A 16,616-nucleotide genomic window follows, 5' to 3' on the forward strand; every position below is an offset into this window, starting at 1 on the left:
AGTGGCGGCGCGAGGGCGAGCCGCACCTGTTCAACCCCGAGACGGTCTTCAAGCTCCAGCACGCCACCAGGACCCGCCGCTACGAGATCTTCAAGGAGTACACGAACCTCGTGGACTCCCAGGCGGAGCGGCTGATGACCCTGCGCGGCCTGTTCAAGCTGCGCAAGGGCGCCCCGATCCCGATCGACGAGGTCGAACCCGTCGAGAGCATCGTCAAGCGGTTCTCCACCGGCGCGATGTCGTACGGCTCCATCTCGATGGAGGCGCACGAGACGCTCGCCATCGCGATGAACCGGCTCGGCGGCAAGTCCAACACCGGCGAGGGCGGCGAGGATCCCGAGCGGCTCTACGACCCGGCCCGCAGGTCGGCGATCAAGCAGGTGGCCTCCGGCCGGTTCGGCGTCACCTCCGAATACCTGGTGAACGCGGCCGACCTGCAGATCAAGATGGCCCAGGGCGCCAAGCCCGGCGAGGGCGGCCAGCTCCCGGGCCACAAGGTCTACCCGTGGATCGCCAAGACCCGGCACTCCACGCCCGGCGTCGGCCTCATCTCGCCGCCGCCGCACCACGACATCTACTCGATCGAGGATCTGGCCCAGCTCATCCACGACCTGAAGAACTCCAACCCGGAGGCCAGGGTCCACGTGAAGCTGGTCGCCGAGGTCGGCGTCGGCACGGTCGCGGCGGGCGTGTCCAAGGCGCACGCCGACGTGGTGCTCATCTCCGGGCACGACGGCGGCACCGGCGCCTCGCCGCTGACCTCGCTCAAGCACGCGGGCGCCCCGTGGGAGCTCGGCCTGGCCGAGACCCAGCAGACGCTCCTGCTCAACGACCTGCGCGACCGCATCGTCGTCCAGGTCGACGGCCAGCTCAAGACCGGCCGCGACGTCGTCATCGCCGCGCTGCTGGGCGCCGAGGAGTACGGCTTCGCCACCGCTCCGCTCGTCGTCTCCGGCTGCGTGATGATGCGGGTCTGCCACCTCGACACCTGCCCGGTGGGCGTGGCCACGCAGAACCCCGAGCTGCGCAAGCGCTTCACCGGCAAGCCCGAGTTCGTGGTCAACTACTTCGAGTTCATCGCCGAGGAGATCCGCGAATACCTGGCCGAGCTGGGCTTCCGCACGCTCGACGAGGCGATCGGGCACGTCGAGATGCTCGACATGACGGCGGCCGAGGACCACTGGAAGGCCAGCGGCCTCGACCTGTCGCCGATCCTGCACCAGCCCGCGCTGCCCGCCGGCACCGCGCTGCACCGGGTCGTCGAGCAGGACCACGGCCTGCAGCACGCGCTGGACAACACGCTGATCCAGCTCGCCGAAGGCGCGCTCAGCGACGGCATCCCGGTCACGCTCGAACTGCCCATCCGCAACGTGAACCGCACGGTCGGCACCATGCTCGGCTACCAGGTCACCAAGCGCCACGGCGGCAAGGGCCTGCCCGACAACACGATCGACATCTCGTTCACCGGCTCGGCGGGCAACTCGTTCGGCGCGTTCGTGCCGCGCGGGGTCACGCTGCGGCTGACCGGCGACGCCAACGACTACCTCGGCAAGGGCCTGTCCGGCGGGCGGATCACCGTCCGGCCGCACGAGGAGGCCCCGCTCGACGGCCACATCATCGCGGGCAACGTCGCCCTGTACGGGGCCACGTCCGGCGAGGTGTTCGTCCGCGGCGTCGTGGGCGAGCGGTTCTGCGTGCGCAACTCCGGCGCCACGGCGGTCGTCGAAGGCGTGGGCGACCACGGCTGCGAGTACATGACCGGCGGCAAGGTCGTCGTGCTCGGCGGCACCGGGCGCAACTTCGCGGCCGGCATGTCGGGCGGCGTGGCCTACCTGCTCGACCTCAAGCCCGAGCGGGTCAACCGCGAGATGGTCGCCATCGAGGCGCTCTCCGAGGAGGACACCGAGTTCCTCAAGGAGACGGTCGAGAAGCACTTCGCGGAGACGGGCTCGCCGGTCGCCAAGCAGTTGCTGGCCGACTGGGACGCGGCGCTCGGCCGGTTCGGCAAGATCATGCCGACCGACTACAAGAGGGTGCTGGAGGCCGCCGAGGCCGCCCGCGCCGAAGGCCGGGACATCGACGAGGCGGTCATGGCCGCCGCGGTCAAGGGTTAAGGAGGCGTACCGAATGGCTGACCCGAAGGGTTTTCTCACGCACGACAGGGAGCTGCCGGCGCGCCGCCCCGTGGACGTCCGCATCGGCGACTGGCGCGAGGTCTACCAGGACTTCTCCCAGGACAAGCTGACCAAGCAGGCGGCCCGCTGCATGGACTGCGGCATCCCGTTCTGCCACAACGGCTGCCCGCTGGGCAACCTCATCCCCGAGTGGAACGACCTCGTCCACCGCACCGACTGGCGCGAGGCGATCGAGCGGCTGCACGCCACGAACAACTTCCCGGAGTTCACCGGCAGGCTCTGCCCGGCTCCGTGCGAGGCGGCGTGCGTGCTCGGCATCAACTCCGACCCGGTGGCGATCAAGCGGGTCGAGGTCGAGATCATCGACCGGGCGTTCACCGAGGGCTGGGTGACCCCGCAGCCCCCGAAGGTCAAGACCGGCAAGAAGGTCGCGGTCGTCGGCTCCGGCCCCGCCGGGCTCGCCGCCGCGCAGCAGCTCACCAGGGCCGGGCACGACGTGGTGGTGTTCGAGCGGGCCGACCGCATCGGCGGCCTGCTGCGCTACGGCATTCCCGAGTTCAAGATGGAGAAGCGCCACATCGAGCGCCGCCTCACGCAGATGCGGGCCGAGGGCACCGTGTTCCGCACCGGCGTCAACGTCGGCGTCGACATCACCGCCGCCGAGCTGCGCGAGCAGTTCGACGCCGTGGTGCTGTCCGGCGGCGCCACCCAGTGGCGCGACCTGCCGGTGACCGGACGCGAGCTCAAGGGCGTCTACCAGGCGATGGAATACCTGCCGCTGTCCAACAAGGTCCAGGAGGGCGACCTCGACAAGTCGCCGATCTCGGCCGAGGGCAAGCACGTGGTGGTGATCGGCGGCGGCGACACCGGCGCCGACTGCATCGGCACGGCGATCCGGCAGGGCGCCAAGTCCGTCACCCAGCTCGAGATCATGCCCCAGCCGCCCGCCAACCGGCCCGGCAACCAGCCGTGGCCGACGTTCCCCATGCTGTTCAAGATGGAGAGCGCCCACGAGGAGCTGGCCGACGGCGGGGGAGAGCGCGTGTACGCGGTCTCCACCACCGCCTTCGTCGGCGACGACGACGGCAACGTGCGCGCGCTGCGGCTGGTCGAGGTCGAGGGGCCGCAGGCCGGGTTCAAGCCGGTCCCGGGCACCGAGCGGGAGATCCCGGCCGAGCTGATCACCCTGTCCATGGGCTTCCTCGGCCCGGAGAAGGGCGACCTGCTGCAGGACCTGGCGGGGGAGGCCGGCGACGGCTTCTACGACGCCAGGGGCAACGTGGCGCGCGACAAGACGTACATGTCCAAGGTGGACGGCGTCTTCGTGGCGGGCGACATGGGGCGCGGGCAGTCGCTCATCGTGTGGGCCATCGCCGAGGGGCGGGCCGCCGCCTCGGGCGTGGACCGGTTCCTGACCGGGGAGACGGCGCTGCCGTACCCGATCCTGCCGACCGCGCGCCCGCTGGTCTGACAGATGGCGGCCCGGCCGGTGACGGCCGGGCCGTCTCTCAACCATTAGCCGGCCGAGGTCTCAGCAGGCCTGGGCGGCGACGGCGTCGAGGGCGCGCTGGGAGGCCGGGTCGGCGGCGCGGTAGACGATCAGCCGCTGGCCCGGCGCCTGCAGCGGGGCCAGCACCTCGTATTCGACGGTCAGCGGCCCCTCCGTGGCGTGCCGCAGCCGCTTACGGCCCCTGGCGTTGACGCGGACGTCGCGCAGCGCCCACAGGCGGGCGCACTCCTCGCTGCCCGAGGTCAGCTCGTCGATCAGTTGCGCCAGCGCCTTGTCGTCGGGATGGGCCGCCCACGAGGCCCGCAGGTCGGCGATGCCCTCGCGCAGCGTGCGCTCCCGGTCGAGGTAGAAGTCGCTCAGGCCCGGATGCAGCATGCACAGCCACAGGCTGTTGCGCTGCTCGGGCGGCAGCGCGCCGAAGTCGAGCATCAGCCCGGCCATCTCCGGGTTCCAGGCCAGGATGTCGAAGCGGTGGTTGACCAGCATGGCGGGCAGCGGCGACAGGTCGAGCACGAGCCTGGCCAGCGGCCCGGCCTCGTCGTCGGTGGCCGCCTGCCGGGTGGGGCGCTGCTCGGCCAGGTTGAACAGGTAGTCCCGCTCGTCCTCGCTCAGGCGCAGCGCGCCGGCCAGCGCCTCCAGCACCTCCGGCGACGGTCGCAGCCCGCGCCCCTGCTCCAGCCGGGTGACGTAGTCGACGCTGACGCCGGCCAGCTCGGCGACCTCCTCGCGGCGCAGGCCGGGCGTGCGGCGGTGGGCGCGGCGGGCGGGCAGCGCGACCGTGCCGGGATCCAGCCGCTCGCGGCGGCTGCGCAGGAAGACGGCGAGCTCACGGGTCTGGTCGACGGTGCTCATCCCCTCGATTCTAGGCCCGGCCGCCTAGGACGGCCGATCCCAGGAAGAGCCTTCCCTTACCCCCGGCACACGCCCGGAGCAGCCTTGATGGCATGACGACACTTGACACCTACCGCCTGCTGGGCCGCTCGGGGCTGCGGGTCTCCCCGCTCGCGCTGGGCACGATGACCTTCGGCACGGACTGGGGCTGGGGCGCCGACAAGGACGAGTCCCGCCGCATCTTCGACACGTACGTGGACCACGGCGGCAACTTCGTCGACACCGCCAGCCAGTACACCGAGGGCACCGCCGAGACCCTGGTCGGCGAGTTCGCGGCCGGGCGGCGTGAGCGGCTGGTGCTGGCCACCAAGTACACGATGGCCAGGCGCCAGGGCGACCCGAACTCCGGCGGCAACCACCGCAAGAGCATGGTCCGCTCGGTCGAGAGCAGCCTGCGCCGCCTGAACACCGACCATCTCGACCTGCTCTACCTGCACGCCTGGGACTTCACCACCCCCGTGGAGGAGATCCTGCGCGCCATGGACGACCTCGTCACCGCGGGCAAGGTCCTGTACGTCGGCATCTCCGACACCCCCGCCTGGCAGGTCTCCCGCATGCAGGCCATCGCCGACCTGCGCGGCTGGACCCCGCTCATCGCCCTGCAGATCGAGTACAGCCTCATCGAGCGGACCGTGGAGCGCGACCTCGTCCCGATGGCGCGGGAGCTGGGCCTGGGCGTCATCCCCTGGTCGCCGCTGGCCAGCGGGGTGCTGACGGGCAAGTACACCCGCGCGGACCTCGGGCACGAGGTGTCGGGCGACCCTTCGGGCTCGCGCAAGAACGTCGCGGCGGCCAACGGCTCGCTCACCGAGCGGGCGCTGGACATCGCGGACGTGGTCAAGCGGGTGGCCGGCGAGATGAGCCGGACGCCGTCGCAGGTGGCGCTGGCCTGGACGCTGCTCAACCCGGGGGTGACGGCGCCCATCGTGGGGGCGCGGACGCTGGGGCAGCTCGAGGACAACCTGGGGGCGCTGGACGTGCGGTTCACGGACGCGCAGGCCGCCGCGCTGGGCGAGGCCAGCCGGGTGGAGCTGGGCTTCCCGCACGAGTTCCTGGCCCGCCCGATGCCGCGCCACGTGATGCTCGGCGGGGTGACGATCGAGCCGAGGTAGCAGTGGCCTCTGGACTGGGTTTCCGGGCCGAGGCGGTGGCGGTTCGGGGCCGAGGTGGCGGCGGTTCCGGGCCGAGATAGCGTCCGCTTCGCCACCCATAGACCGAAATTTCACCACTAAGTTGCATCAGCCGATTACTGTCGGGAAGATGCAGGTTCTGCGGCACTTTCGGTGGATGGGGGAGAAATGCGGCGGGTGGCCTCTGGCTTGACAGCGCTGGCCACGATGGCCGCGCTCGGCGCCTGCTCGGCCGCCGCACCACGCGAGACCGCCGTCCCGCAGGCCGAATACCTCGTCTTCTACGCCGGAGGACAGCAGCGCGCCGCCCAGACGGCCGTCCAGCGGGCCGGCGGCAGCACACGCTCCAACGACGGCAAACTCGGCTACCTCACGGCCACCGGCGCCCGCGACGGGTTCGAGGAACGGGTGGGCGCCGACCGGGCCGTCGTCGGCGTCACCCAGGACCGGCGCATCGGCTACGCCACCGCCCGCCCTACCGGCGCCTTCCCCGACGCGCAGTCGTTCACCAAGAACACCGGAGAGCCGCTCGCCGGCCGCCAGTGGGACATGCGCATGATCGGCGCCGACCGCGCCCACGCCAAGGCGCCCGGCACCAAGCAGGTCCTCGTCGGCGTCATCGACACCGGCGTGGACGGCAAACACCCCGACCTCGCCCCCAACTTCAACCGTGAGCTCAGCCGCAACTTCGTCACCGACAGACCCGAGGACGAGAACGGCGAGACACTCGACGGGCCCTGCGAGGCCGACGGCTGCAAGGACCCCGTGGACGTGGACGACGACGGCCACGGCACCCACGTGGCCAGCACCATCGCCTCCCCGATCAACGGCGTGGGCATCGCCGGCGTCGCGCCCGGCGTACAGATCCTCAACCTGCGCGCCGGACAGGACTCCGGGTTCTTCTTCCTCAAGCCCAGCCTCGACGCGCTCACGTACGCCGCCGACATCGGCGTGGACGTCGTCAACATGAGCTACTTCGTCGACCCTTGGCTGTTCAACTGCCCGAACAACGCCTCCGACACCAAGAAACAGCAGCTCGAGCAGCAGGCCGTCATCACCGGCATGCAGCGCGCCCTCGACTACGCCCGTCAGAAGGGCGTCACGCTCATCTCCGCCCTCGGCAACGGCTCCACCGACCTAGGCCACCCCAAGACCGACAAGCTCAGCCCCGGCTACCCGAAGGGCGACGAGAAGGTCCGCCAGGTCGACAACTCCTGCCTCAACGTGCCCGCCGAGTCCCGCGGCGTCATCTCCGTCTCCGCCGTCGGCCCCTCCGGCCGCAAGGCCGTCTACAGCGACTACGGCCTGGAGCAGACGGACGTGGCGGCGCCCGGCGGCGACGTGCTCGACGGCCAGGGCACCAAGGCCGTCCGCTCGATCCTGGCCGCAGCCCCCGAGCGCGTGCTGCGCGCCTCCGGACGGATCGACGGCTCCGGCGAGCCCAAGGGCCCCGACGTCGTCAAGGACTGCGAGAACGGCACCTGCTCCTACTACCAGTACCTCGAAGGCACCTCCATGGCCTCGCCGCACGCCGCCGGCGTCGCCGCGATCCTCGTCAGCCGCTTCGGCAAACCCGGCAAGGGCGGAGTCGAACTCGCCCCCGCCACCACCGAGGACCTGCTCTACAAGACCGCCACCCAGAAGGCGTGCCCCTCACCCCGCCAGTACGTCTACAAGGCCTTCGGCCAGAACGAGACCCACGTGTGCGAAGGTGAGCAATCCCGTAACGGTTTCTACGGTCACGGCATCGTGGACGCTTGGAAGGCGGCTACCGTCGAACCATGATGTATCGCCTCATCGCGGATGCCGCGATGGTGGTGCACTTCGCCTTCCTGGTCTACATGGCGGTGGGCGGGTTCGTGGCGTGGCGCTGGCGGCGTACGCTCTGGGCGCATCTTTTGGTCGTAGCCTGGGGCGTGCTGTCGATCGTGACCGGCATCGAATGCCCGCTCACGTTCGTCGAGGACTGGGCACGCCGCAAAGCGGGCCAGGAAGGGCTCCCCGCCAGCGGATTCATCGACCACTACATCGAGGGCGTGATCTACCCGGAGCAGTACACGAACTTGGCGCGTCTGGGGGTCGCCGTTCTCGTACTGTTCTCCTACGTCGGGTACGTTCTCCGTCGTCAGTGACTGCCAAGTGGTCTGTACCAATTAAGGTAGGACTCGTGACTCGTCGCGCGAAAATCGTCTGCACCCTAGGCCCAGCCACTTCGTCCAAAGAACGCCTCCGCGAACTGATCGCCGCAGGCATGGACGTGGCACGGTTCAACCTCAGCCATGGCAATCATGACATGCACAGAGAGGTTTACGACCGGGTCAGGGAGGTGGCGGCCGACCTCGGCCGCGGTGTAGGCGTGCTCGCCGACCTGCAAGGCCCCAAGATCCGCGTCGGAACGTTCGAAGAGGGCCCCGTCAGGCTGGGCTTCGGTGACGTCTTCACCGTCACCACCGAAGACATCCCCGGCGACCGCGAGCAGGTCTCCACCACCTACAAGGGCCTGCCCAACGACGTCCGCCCCGGTGACACCATCCTCGTCGACGACGGCCGCCTCGTGCTCGAGGTCACCCGGGTCGACGGCGACCGCGTCATCACCCGCGTCGTCATCGGCGGCATGATCTCCGACAACAAGGGCCTCAACCTGCCCGGCATCAACGTCAGCGCCCCCGCCCTGACCGACAAGGACGAAGCCGACCTGCGCTGGGCACTGCGCACCGGCTTCGACATGATCGCCCTGTCCTTCGTCCGCCGCCCGTCCGACGCCGACGTGGTGCGCAACATCATGGAGCAGGAGGCCGTCCGCCTCCCGCTGCTCGCCAAGATCGAGAAGCCGCAGGCCGTCGACCGCCTCCCCGACATCGTCGAGGCCTTCGACGGCATCATGGTCGCCCGCGGCGACCTCGGCGTCGAGCTCCCGCTCGAGCAGGTCCCGATCGTGCAGCGCCGCATCATCGAGCTCTGCCGCGAGAAGGCCCGCCCGGTCATCGTCGCCACCCAGATGCTCGACTCCATGATGAGCTCCCCGCGCCCCACCCGCGCCGAAGCCTCCGACGTGGCCTACGCGGTCATGGACGGCGCCGACGCGGTCATGCTGTCCGGCGAGACCTCCGTCGGCAACTACCCGGTCGAGTCCGTCTCCACCATGGACCGCATCGCCTGCGCCGCCGAGAAGGCCTCCCTGCACGCCACGCACACCCTGGAGCGCATGCCCGAGACCACGGGCGGCGCCATCGCCCGCGCCGCGGCCGAGGTGGGCGCCATCGTCGGCGCCAAGGCCCTGATCGCCTTCACGATGTCCGGCGAGACGGCGCGCCGCCTGGCCCGCTACCGCTCCCCGATCCCGCTGCTCGCCTTCACCTCGGCCCCGCACGTGCGGGGGCAGCTCTCGCTGACGTGGGGGGTGGAGACGTTCCACGTGCCGTTCGTGCACCACACGGACGACATGGTGCGGCAGGTGGAGGCGTCCCTGCTGTCGCTGGGACGGCTTGAGAAGGGCGACAAGGTCGTCATCGTGGCCGGCTCCCCTCCCGGCACCCCGGGCTCCACCAACGCCCTCCGCGTCCACACCATCGGCTCCGCGGTCTCCCACGCCCACTGACCGCATCTCCCGCTGGGGCATGCCACCACCCATCCGTTAGGGCCGCGCCCACCGCACTCCGCTTGAGGGCCCTCCAGGGTAACGGCCGCTGACCCGGTTCGTACGCCCATCCGTTACGGCTGCGCCGTGGCCGGCCACCCGCCGCACTTCGCCCGAGGGCCCTCCAGGAAACGGCCGCTGACCCTTCAGCGGCCGAGCGCCGTTACGGCGCGCACTGTGGGCCCTCTCCGTGGCTCCAGCCGACCCCCATTACCACAGGCCACAGAGGGACCGGACTCACAGCAGGACCCCCGGAGGACCACTCTCCGACCGGCTACGGGATTGCCCGCCTGACCGGCCATCAGACCCGCCGACGGACCGCTCGCCGATCCGACCACGGGACCGCTCGCCCGACTCACCATCAGACCGGCCGACGGACCGACCACAGGACCGGTTACCAGACGGACCGACGAACCGGCCAGTCGGTGCCCCACACGACCGGACGGGCAGGCTGGCCGTGGCCGTGGGGGAGCGGATCCCGCTACCCCACAAACCTCGTCATCCTTGCCCAGGACCCCGCCCAGGCTCGGGACCCCGCCCAGGCTCGGGACCCCGCCCAGGCTCGGGACCCCGCCCAGGCTCAGGCCGTCGGCCCAGGTCCACTGCCCAGGGCCGGTCGCGTTCGTTCGTATGTTGGCGTAGTTCGGGAATGTCAGTTGGCGTGCAGGGCGGCGTTGAGTTCGATGCGGTCGCCCTTGCGCGGCACCGCCTCCACCGCGCCCGACTGCGAGTTACGCCGCAGCAGGATGCCGCTGGAGCCCGACAACTCGGCCGCTTTCACCACCGTGCCGTCGGGGAGGGCGACCTTCGTGCCCGCCGTCACGTACAGGCCCGCCTCCACCACGCAGTCGTCGCCCAGCGAGATGCCCAGGCCCGAGTTGGCGCCCAGCAGGCAGCGCTCACCGATGGAGATCACCTGCTTGCCGCCGCCCGACAGCGTCCCCATGATCGAGGCGCCGCCACCCACGTCGGAGCCGTCACCCACGACCACACCGGCCGACACCCGGCCCTCGATCATCGAAGTGCCCAGCGTGCCCGCGTTGAAGTTCACGAAGCCCTCGTGCATGACCGTGGTGCCGCTGGACAGATGCGCGCCCAGCCGGACCCGGTCCGCGTCGGCGATCCGGACCCCAGAAGGCAGCACGTAGTCCACCATGCGCGGGAACTTGTCCACCCCGTACACCGTCACCGCACCCCTGGCCCGCAACCGCAGCCGCGTGCGCTCGAAGTCCGGGACCGGGCACGGGCCGTAGTTGGTCCACACCACGTTGGCCAGCAGGCCGAAGATCCCGTCCAGGTTGACCTCGTGCGGCCGGACCAGGCGGGCGGAGAGCAGGTGCAGACGCAGGTAGACGTCGTGCGCGTCCACGGGCGCCTCGGAGAGCTTGGCGATGCCGGTGCGCACCGCCACCACCTCCACGCCGCGCGCCGCGTCAGGGCCGGTCGGCTCGGCCAGCTCCCCGGCCTCGTCGGCGGAGAGCCGCTGGGTGCCCGCCAGGGGCGCGTCACCCAGCTCGGGAGCCGGGAACCAGGTGTCGAGTACGGTGCCGTCGGAGGCAATGGTGGCGAGGCCGACGCCGAACGCGCCGGTCGAGGTGGGATCGAAAGCAGTCACGGGCCAAAAATACCGGTCCGCAGGTCAATCCATGGAGCCGAGGTCGGCCGAGAGCCAGTGTTCGGGCCACATTCTGAACGTCACGAGCACGTTCAGATCCGAGCCCTGCACATAGCCCGACACGGCGTCGGCCGGAAGGTAGCGGCCGGAGATGCGGGTCAGGTCCTCCAGCGTCGTCGGGGCCGAGTGCACGACCGGTCCCTCCACGGACACGTACCGGTAGGTCGGGCTGATCCGCTGCACCAGGATCGTGAACCGGCCCGCCTTCGCGACCAGCCTGGCCTTGAGCGAGTCGCCGTCTGTCAGGAAACGGATCTCGCCGCCGGGACTGTAGTCGTACCAGACCGGTACGGTCAGCGGCGCCCGCCCCTCACCCGACTCCACGGCCAAGCTCGCGATGTGCGCCTCTGCCAGAAACGCCTCCCGCACCGCCACACTCAACGGCATCCCGCCCCCACCCCCCGTAGTCATCGATCTTGAAGGTCATTCCCGGTGGGAGCGATCCCGAAAAGTCCCCCCACACCCCACTTAACCCCCACCCCACCCGCCCCAACCCCACCCCCTCACTCCATCCACCCCCAACCCCACCAACCCACCCACCCAAACCCTCAGCCCACACACAAGCTGTTCCTGTCTCTCAACCCACCCACCACGCTCTCCAGGTCCGCACCCGGGCCCACCCTCGGACGAGGCACCATTTCACGCCTCGCACCCCACGCCGGGCCCACTCGCAAACGAGGCACCTCCGGCCCGGACTTCACGCCCCATGCCGGGCCCACTCGCGGTCGGGACACCGCCCTGGACCTCGACTCCCGCTGACGGACGAAGCCCCCCACCCACACGTCGCACACCACCCACACCACCCGCTGGTGCACGCACGTCAGGCCATGCCGCGCCACACGGACGGTGTCACGGAGGCGTTGGTCGGGTTTGTGCGTGAGGTGCGGTCCGCTGGGCCACCATCGTCGCCGTACGCACGAACGCCGCCAGCTCCCGCGACCGTTCCCCCTCAGGCCAGGCCAGCACCACGGTCGTCGGCTCCGCGTCCGCCACGGGCACGCACACCAGGTCACGCCGCACCAGATCCCTGACCGACTCCGGCGCCACCACCACCAGCCGCCCCAAGGCCGCGAGCTGCATCAGCATCGCGGGTTCGACGATCTCGGAATGCCGCCCCGGCCAGACGGGCGCCGGGCCGGCGTCGAGGTCGCACAGGCGGACGCACGCACGCCCGGCCAGCGGATGCCCCGGCGACATGACCGCCACACCGCCCTCCACCCGCAACGGCTCGCAGTCGAACCCCGCCAGGTCCTCGTACGGACTGTGCAGGAACGCCACGTCCGCCCTCCCCTCACGCACCAGCCGCGCCCGCTCCGTCACCCCGCACAGCGCCAGCTCCACCTCCACGGCATCCGGACACGCCCGATAGGCGGCCAGGATCTCCGGCAGCAGCCCCCCGTCACCCCCGGGCTTCAGCGCCACCACCAGCACGGGATCGTCCCGCCCCGCCCGCCGCGTACGCGCCGCCGCGGCGGCCACCGCGTCCAGCACCTTGGCCGCCTCCCGCGCCAGCACCTCACCCGCCGGAGTCAGCGCGACCCCACGACTGGACCGGTCGAACAACCTCACCCCCAGCCGCCGCTCCAGCTTCTGGATCGCCCTGGACAGAGGCGGCTGAGCCATCCCCAGCCGCGCCGCCGCCCGCCCGAAGTGCAACTCCTCCGCGACCGCCGCGAAATAGGCCAGCTCGCGCGTCTCCATACCCTCAGGGTATTGCCCGCGACCCACCCGGTGTTGGCCCGCGGACCACCCCCGATGATGTGCTCCCAGACATGACCGAAACGACCACCGCCCTGGTCACTGGGGCGAACAAGGGCATCGGATACGAAGTGGCCGCGGCCCTCGCCGCGCAGGGCGTCACCGTCTTCCTGGCCTCCCGCGACCCCCAACGCGGCGAACAGGCCGCCACCCGCCTGCGCGCCACAGGAGCCGACGTCCACCCCATCGTCCTGGACGTCACCGACCCCGCCACCATCGAATCGGCGGCCACCTCACTCACCCGCCTGGACATCCTGATCAACAACGCCGGCATCTCCGGCCCCACGAACGAACCCCCCAGCGCCACCACCCCCCGAACCCTCAGAGACGTCCTCGAAACGAACGTCATCGGCGTCCTCACCGTCACCAACGCCCTCCTGCCCCTGCTCCGCCGCTCACCCGCCCCCCGCATCGTGAACGTCTCCAGCACCGTCGGCTCCACGACCTGCCACACCGACCCCGCCCACCACATGTCCGGCCTCCCGGCCGTGGCCGCCTATCCCGCGTCGAAGGCCGCGCTCAACGCCCTGACCGTCCAGTACGCCAAGGAACTCCGTAAGGACGGGATCCTCGTCAACGCCGCCGCCCCCGGTGCCTGCGCCACCGACCTCACCAAGGACCTGCCCTTCCCCATCACCCGCACGGCCGCCGAGGGCGCCGCAGTCATCGTGCGCCTCGCCACCCTCCCCGCCGACGGCCCCACCGGCACCTTCCACGACGACGCGGGCACCGTCCCCTGGTAGCCACGACACGGCCGGTCAGTTTTCGGCCCCACATGACGATCGAGCAACTCCACCGCCTCCCGCCGGGCCACCGAGAGCTCGTTGCGGTTGTTGAACCGCCAGGCCACGCCGAGCAGGTCGAGCGCCTCACAGCAGAGGCCCAGGATGTCGCGGGACTCGTTCTTGAAGTGGTAGCGCGGATATTCGTACCAGCGGACGCCGCCGGGAAGGTCGTGGCGCACGCGGTTGAGCCCGCGGTAGCCGTCGGAATGGATGAAACCCCTGACGAACCGGCCGGGATGCGCCGTGACGATCTCCCGCTGCCACGGCTCGAGCACGATCGCCCGCTCGTGCTTCCTGCCGGGACCGTGCTGCGGGAACAGGTGCGGCCAGTGCTTGGAGTAGGAGTTGACGTCCTTGCACCCTTGTTTCTGCCTGACGCGCACCTTGTTGGTCGGCCGGACGGCACGGAGGGCGTCGACGCATTCCTGGACGAGCCCCGGCCATCTGTCGGCGCAGGCGATGCGCAGGGCCCAGACCTGTTTGGCCCGGTCGCCGACCCAGCAGAGGCAGCCGTCGCCGAGGTAGAGGCCCAGGAGGGAGGCGTAGCTGTCGGCGGGGGCGGGGGAGTGGGGTTCGGCGGCGCAGCGGGGGCAGGTGCCGGTCATCGGGGAGACGTGGGCGGGCCGGTCACGCCACCGGCGAACGGTGGCGTAGCTGGCTCCGGTCTGCCGGCTGGTCTCGCTGATGCTGAGTCCTGAGGCGAGCAGCCGGAGTGCCTGGTCACGGACCGCGAGATCGCACATGCGGAGAGTGTCGCATTCGGCTACGACAAAACCGCCCGGCCAGAGGCCGGGCGGCTAGTCAGTGCCCCGGGTGGGACTCGAACCCACACTGTACGGGTTTTGAATCCGCTCCCTACTGCCAATTGGGGTACCGGGGCCGTAATTCGGACATGCCCGAATTCACCCGTATCGCACAGCCGCAGCTTAGCCCAACCTGGGCACCACGCGGATCCGGCGTGGATCTAATCTACCGGACGTCTGTACTCTTCTGCTCGTGAGTACGCAGCGGCGAGTAGTGATCGCGGAAGACGAGGCCCTGATCCGCCTCGACCTCAAGGAGATGCTCCAGGAGGACGGCTACGTCGTCGTGGGCGAGGCCGGGGACGGCGAGCAGGCGATCCAGCTGGCCGCCGATCTGAGGCCCGATCTCGTGATCCTGGATGTGAAGATGCCCGTGCTCGACGGCATCTCGGCGGCCGAGCGGATCGTGTCCGAGCGGATCGCCCCCTGTCTGATCCTGACCGCGTTCTCCCAGCGTGATCTGGTCGAGCGGGCCAGGGACGCGGGGGCGATGGCTTATCTGGTGAAGCCGTTCACGAAGGCGGATCTGGTGCCGGCGATCGAGATGGCGGTCAGCAGGCACGAGGAGATGGTGGCGCTGGCGGCCGAGGTGTCGAGCCTGTCGGAGCGGCTGGAGACCAGGAAGCTGGTGGAGCGGGCCAAGGGGCAGTTGATGGCGCAGCATGGCTGGAGTGAGCCGCAGGCGTTCAGGTGGATCCAGAAGGCGTCGATGGACCGGCGGTTGAGCATGCGTGAGGTTGCTCAGATCGTTATCGATGACACGGCGGAGCGATCCTGAAAAAGCCCTATATCAGGTGATTTAGCCCGATGGGTTGTGGTGCGGTCACGACTGGGCATCCAACCGGCTTCGGGTGCTTTCGCGGTCGGCGTCCCGGCGCGTAACTGATGGGCGGACGGAAGGTCCGCTCATCAGGAACGGAGACGCTTTCGATGATCCGCATTTCCCGCGCGCCGCTCGTCACGACCGTGGTGTGCCTGGCGCTGGCGGCGTGTTCGGGCGGCGGCACGACCGCCGGTCCCGGCGCTCCGGGCTCGGCTTCCGTGTCGCCGTCCGCCGCCTCGACGGCGAAGGGGGACGGCGCGCTGGCCGTCGGTACGGTGCTGCCGCAGACAGGTTCGCTGGCGTATCTGGGTCCGCCCATGTTCACGGGCGTGGACCTCGCGCTGAAGGAGATCAACGAGGCCGGTGGCGTGCTGGGCAGGCCGGTCACGAAGTCCGATACGGATTCGGGGGACACGACCACGAACATCGCGTCGCAGTCGGTGGACCGGTTGCTGGCGCAGAAGGTGGACGCGATCGTGGGGGCGGCGTCCTCGTCGGTGTCGGAGTCGATCATCGACAAGGTGACGGGTGCGGGGGTGGTGCAGTTCTCGCCGGCCAACACCTCGGACAAGTTCACCTCGATCGAGGACGACGGGTTGTACTTCCGTACGGCGCCGCCGGACAAGCTGCAGGGGCGGGTCCTGGGGGATCTGGTCGTGTCGGACGGTAATGACACGATCGGGATCCTGGCCATGCAGGACTCTTATGGTTCCGGTCTGGCCGATCAGGTGACGGCGACGGCGGAGGCGGCGGGGGCGACCGTGGTGGAGCGGGTGGACTATGACCCGAAGGCGCCTGACTTCTCCGCGGACGTCGCGAAGATCAAGGCGAAGAACCCGAAGGGGATCGTGCTGATCGGTTTCCAGGAGACGGCGAAGGTCGTGCAGGAGCTGGTCAAGCAGGGTCTGACGGCTGACAAGTACAAGTGGTACATGGTGGACGGCAACATGTCGAACACCAACTTCGCCAGGGCGCCGAAGGGGACGCTCGAGGGTGTGAAGGGCACGCTGCCGGGGGCGGCGGCTCCGGAGGAGTTCCAGAAGCGGCTGCTGCGGGTGAACGCGGATCTGTCCGAGTACACGTACGCGGCGGAGTCGTACGACGCCGTGACGCTGATCGCGCTGGCGGCGGAGGCGGCGAAGGACGACGCGGGCGGGGCGATCGCGGCGAACCTGGTGGAGGTGAGCAAGGGCGGTCAGAAGTGCGCGGGGTTCAAGGAGTGCGTGGATCTGCTGAAGGCCGGTAAGGACATCGATTACGAGGGTGTCAGCGGTCCTGTCGACTTCAACGACGTGGGCGATCCGTCGGTGGCGACGATCGGCGTCTACCGGTACGGGGTGAACAACACGTTCAACGCCGCGAAGGCGCTCGAATATCGGCGGGGCAACATCGCCGGCTGATCCGGTTTTCTGGCCCTGGTCCGGAGTTTTCGGATCAGGGCCGACCCGTATGCGTCCCCGACCGTAACT

Annotated in this window: 14 protein-coding genes, 1 tRNA gene and 1 pseudogene; 10 read left to right on the forward strand and 6 right to left on the reverse strand. The window is 70.0% G+C overall.

All coding sequences use genetic code 11. The features are described from left to right. Together AB0I15_RS58985 and AB0I15_RS58990 are read left to right on the forward strand one after the other, a co-directional pair. On the forward strand, positions 1-2,114 hold a 2,114-nt coding region (locus AB0I15_RS58985; RefSeq protein ID WP_358117809.1), incomplete at its 5' end, for a glutamate synthase-related protein. A gap of 13 nt (positions 2,115-2,127) precedes the next feature. Next, positions 2,128-3,606 carry a glutamate synthase subunit beta gene (locus tag AB0I15_RS58990; protein ID WP_358117812.1) on the forward strand — a complete coding sequence of 493 codons (1,479 nt, stop codon included), beginning with the start codon at positions 2,128-2,130 and terminating at the stop codon, positions 3,604-3,606. Between the two features lie 60 nt (positions 3,607-3,666). Here the strand turns inward: AB0I15_RS58990 and AB0I15_RS58995 are convergent, their stop codons facing one another. After that, positions 3,667-4,497 carry a helix-turn-helix transcriptional regulator gene (locus AB0I15_RS58995; RefSeq protein ID WP_358117815.1) on the reverse strand — a complete coding sequence of 277 codons (831 nt, stop codon included), beginning with the start codon at positions 4,495-4,497 and terminating at the stop codon, positions 3,667-3,669. 92 nt (positions 4,498-4,589) lie between these two features. On the opposite strand from AB0I15_RS58995, the gene AB0I15_RS59000 reads away from it, so the two are divergent. The 4 genes from AB0I15_RS59000 (at position 4,590) to pyk (ending at position 9,264) form a co-directional block, all read left to right on the forward strand. Further along, positions 4,590-5,648, forward strand: a complete 1,059-nt coding sequence (locus tag AB0I15_RS59000) for an aldo/keto reductase (RefSeq protein ID WP_358117818.1) — start codon at positions 4,590-4,592, stop codon at positions 5,646-5,648. A 207-nt stretch (positions 5,649-5,855) separates the two neighbouring features. After that, positions 5,856-7,451 carry a S8 family serine peptidase gene (locus AB0I15_RS59005; RefSeq protein ID WP_358117820.1) on the forward strand — a complete coding sequence of 532 codons (1,596 nt, stop codon included), beginning with the start codon at positions 5,856-5,858 and terminating at the stop codon, positions 7,449-7,451. Then, entirely contained in the window at positions 7,448-7,798 is a 351-nt protein-coding gene (locus tag AB0I15_RS59010) for a DUF2784 domain-containing protein (RefSeq protein WP_358117823.1), read from the forward strand. Before AB0I15_RS59005 ends, AB0I15_RS59010 begins: the two co-directional genes overlap by 4 nt. 35 nt (positions 7,799-7,833) lie before the next feature. Then, positions 7,834-9,264 (forward strand): pyruvate kinase, encoded by a 1,431-nt coding sequence (gene pyk, locus AB0I15_RS59015; RefSeq protein ID WP_358117825.1) that lies wholly within the window; start codon positions 7,834-7,836, stop codon positions 9,262-9,264. Positions 9,265-9,955: 691 nt separating this feature from the next. Here the strand turns inward: pyk and dapD are convergent. The 3 genes from dapD to AB0I15_RS59030 form a co-directional block, all read right to left on the reverse strand. After that, entirely contained in the window at positions 9,956-10,918 is a 963-nt protein-coding gene (dapD, locus tag AB0I15_RS59020; protein ID WP_358117828.1) for a 2,3,4,5-tetrahydropyridine-2,6-dicarboxylate N-succinyltransferase, read from the reverse strand. A gap of 24 nt (positions 10,919-10,942) precedes the next feature. Next, positions 10,943-11,365 carry a pyridoxamine 5'-phosphate oxidase family protein gene (locus AB0I15_RS59025; protein WP_358117830.1) on the reverse strand — a complete coding sequence of 141 codons (423 nt, stop codon included), beginning with the start codon at positions 11,363-11,365 and terminating at the stop codon, positions 10,943-10,945. Between the two features lie 462 nt (positions 11,366-11,827). Next, on the reverse strand, positions 11,828-12,679 hold the full coding sequence (locus AB0I15_RS59030) for a LysR family transcriptional regulator (RefSeq protein ID WP_358117832.1): 852 nt from the start codon (positions 12,677-12,679) through the stop codon (positions 11,828-11,830). A 71-nt stretch (positions 12,680-12,750) separates the two neighbouring features. On the opposite strand from AB0I15_RS59030, the gene AB0I15_RS59035 reads away from it, so the two are divergent. Together AB0I15_RS59035 and AB0I15_RS59040 are read left to right on the forward strand one after the other, a co-directional pair. Then, complete coding sequence (locus AB0I15_RS59035; RefSeq protein WP_358117834.1) at positions 12,751-13,479, forward strand: SDR family oxidoreductase; 729 nt, start codon at positions 12,751-12,753, stop codon at positions 13,477-13,479. A gap of 32 nt (positions 13,480-13,511) precedes the next feature. Then, positions 13,512-14,219, forward strand: a complete 708-nt coding sequence (locus AB0I15_RS59040) for a hypothetical protein (protein WP_358117912.1) — start codon at positions 13,512-13,514, stop codon at positions 14,217-14,219. Here AB0I15_RS59040 and AB0I15_RS59045 read toward each other — a convergent pair. Further along, positions 14,190-14,264, reverse strand: a pseudogene (locus AB0I15_RS59045) (hypothetical protein); the annotation flags it as partial. The gene AB0I15_RS59040 and the pseudogene AB0I15_RS59045 overlap by 30 nt on opposite strands. A 62-nt stretch (positions 14,265-14,326) precedes the next feature. Next, positions 14,327-14,401 (reverse strand) — tRNA-Leu (locus AB0I15_RS59050). A gap of 116 nt (positions 14,402-14,517) precedes the next feature. On the opposite strand from AB0I15_RS59050, the gene AB0I15_RS59055 reads away from it, so the two are divergent. Further along, a complete protein-coding gene (locus AB0I15_RS59055; RefSeq protein ID WP_358117837.1) occupies positions 14,518-15,102 on the forward strand; it encodes a response regulator in 585 nt (194 codons plus the stop codon). A 152-nt stretch (positions 15,103-15,254) separates the two neighbouring features. Then, positions 15,255-16,547, forward strand: coding sequence for an ABC transporter substrate-binding protein (locus tag AB0I15_RS59060; RefSeq protein WP_358117840.1), 1,293 nt, complete (start codon positions 15,255-15,257; stop codon positions 16,545-16,547). The last annotated feature ends 69 nt before the right edge of the window (positions 16,548-16,616 follow it).

It is taken from the genome of Nonomuraea sp. NPDC050643 (assembly GCF_040654715.1).
Classification (GTDB): domain Bacteria; phylum Actinomycetota; class Actinomycetes; order Streptosporangiales; family Streptosporangiaceae; genus Nonomuraea.

What these genes read in the sequence shown, in the direction of transcription:
- AB0I15_RS59030 (WP_358117832.1), bottom strand. Translation starts at nt 12,679, where the DNA reads ATGGAGACGCGCGAGCTGGCCTATTTCGCGGCGGTCGCGGAGGAGTTG.
- AB0I15_RS59035 (WP_358117834.1), top strand. Translation starts at nt 12,751, where the DNA reads ATGACCGAAACGACCACCGCCCTGGTCACTGGGGCGAACAAGGGCATC.
- AB0I15_RS58990 (WP_358117812.1), top strand. Translation starts at nt 2,128, where the DNA reads ATGGCTGACCCGAAGGGTTTTCTCACGCACGACAGGGAGCTGCCGGCG.
- AB0I15_RS58995 (WP_358117815.1), bottom strand. Translation starts at nt 4,497, where the DNA reads ATGAGCACCGTCGACCAGACCCGTGAGCTCGCCGTCTTCCTGCGCAGC.
- AB0I15_RS59060 (WP_358117840.1), top strand. Translation starts at nt 15,255, where the DNA reads ATGATCCGCATTTCCCGCGCGCCGCTCGTCACGACCGTGGTGTGCCTG.
- AB0I15_RS59040 (WP_358117912.1), top strand. Translation starts at nt 13,512, where the DNA reads ATGACGATCGAGCAACTCCACCGCCTCCCGCCGGGCCACCGAGAGCTC.
- AB0I15_RS59000 (WP_358117818.1), top strand. Translation starts at nt 4,590, where the DNA reads ATGACGACACTTGACACCTACCGCCTGCTGGGCCGCTCGGGGCTGCGG.
- AB0I15_RS59010 (WP_358117823.1), top strand. Translation starts at nt 7,448, where the DNA reads ATGATGTATCGCCTCATCGCGGATGCCGCGATGGTGGTGCACTTCGCC.
- AB0I15_RS59025 (WP_358117830.1), bottom strand. Translation starts at nt 11,365, where the DNA reads ATGCCGTTGAGTGTGGCGGTGCGGGAGGCGTTTCTGGCAGAGGCGCAC.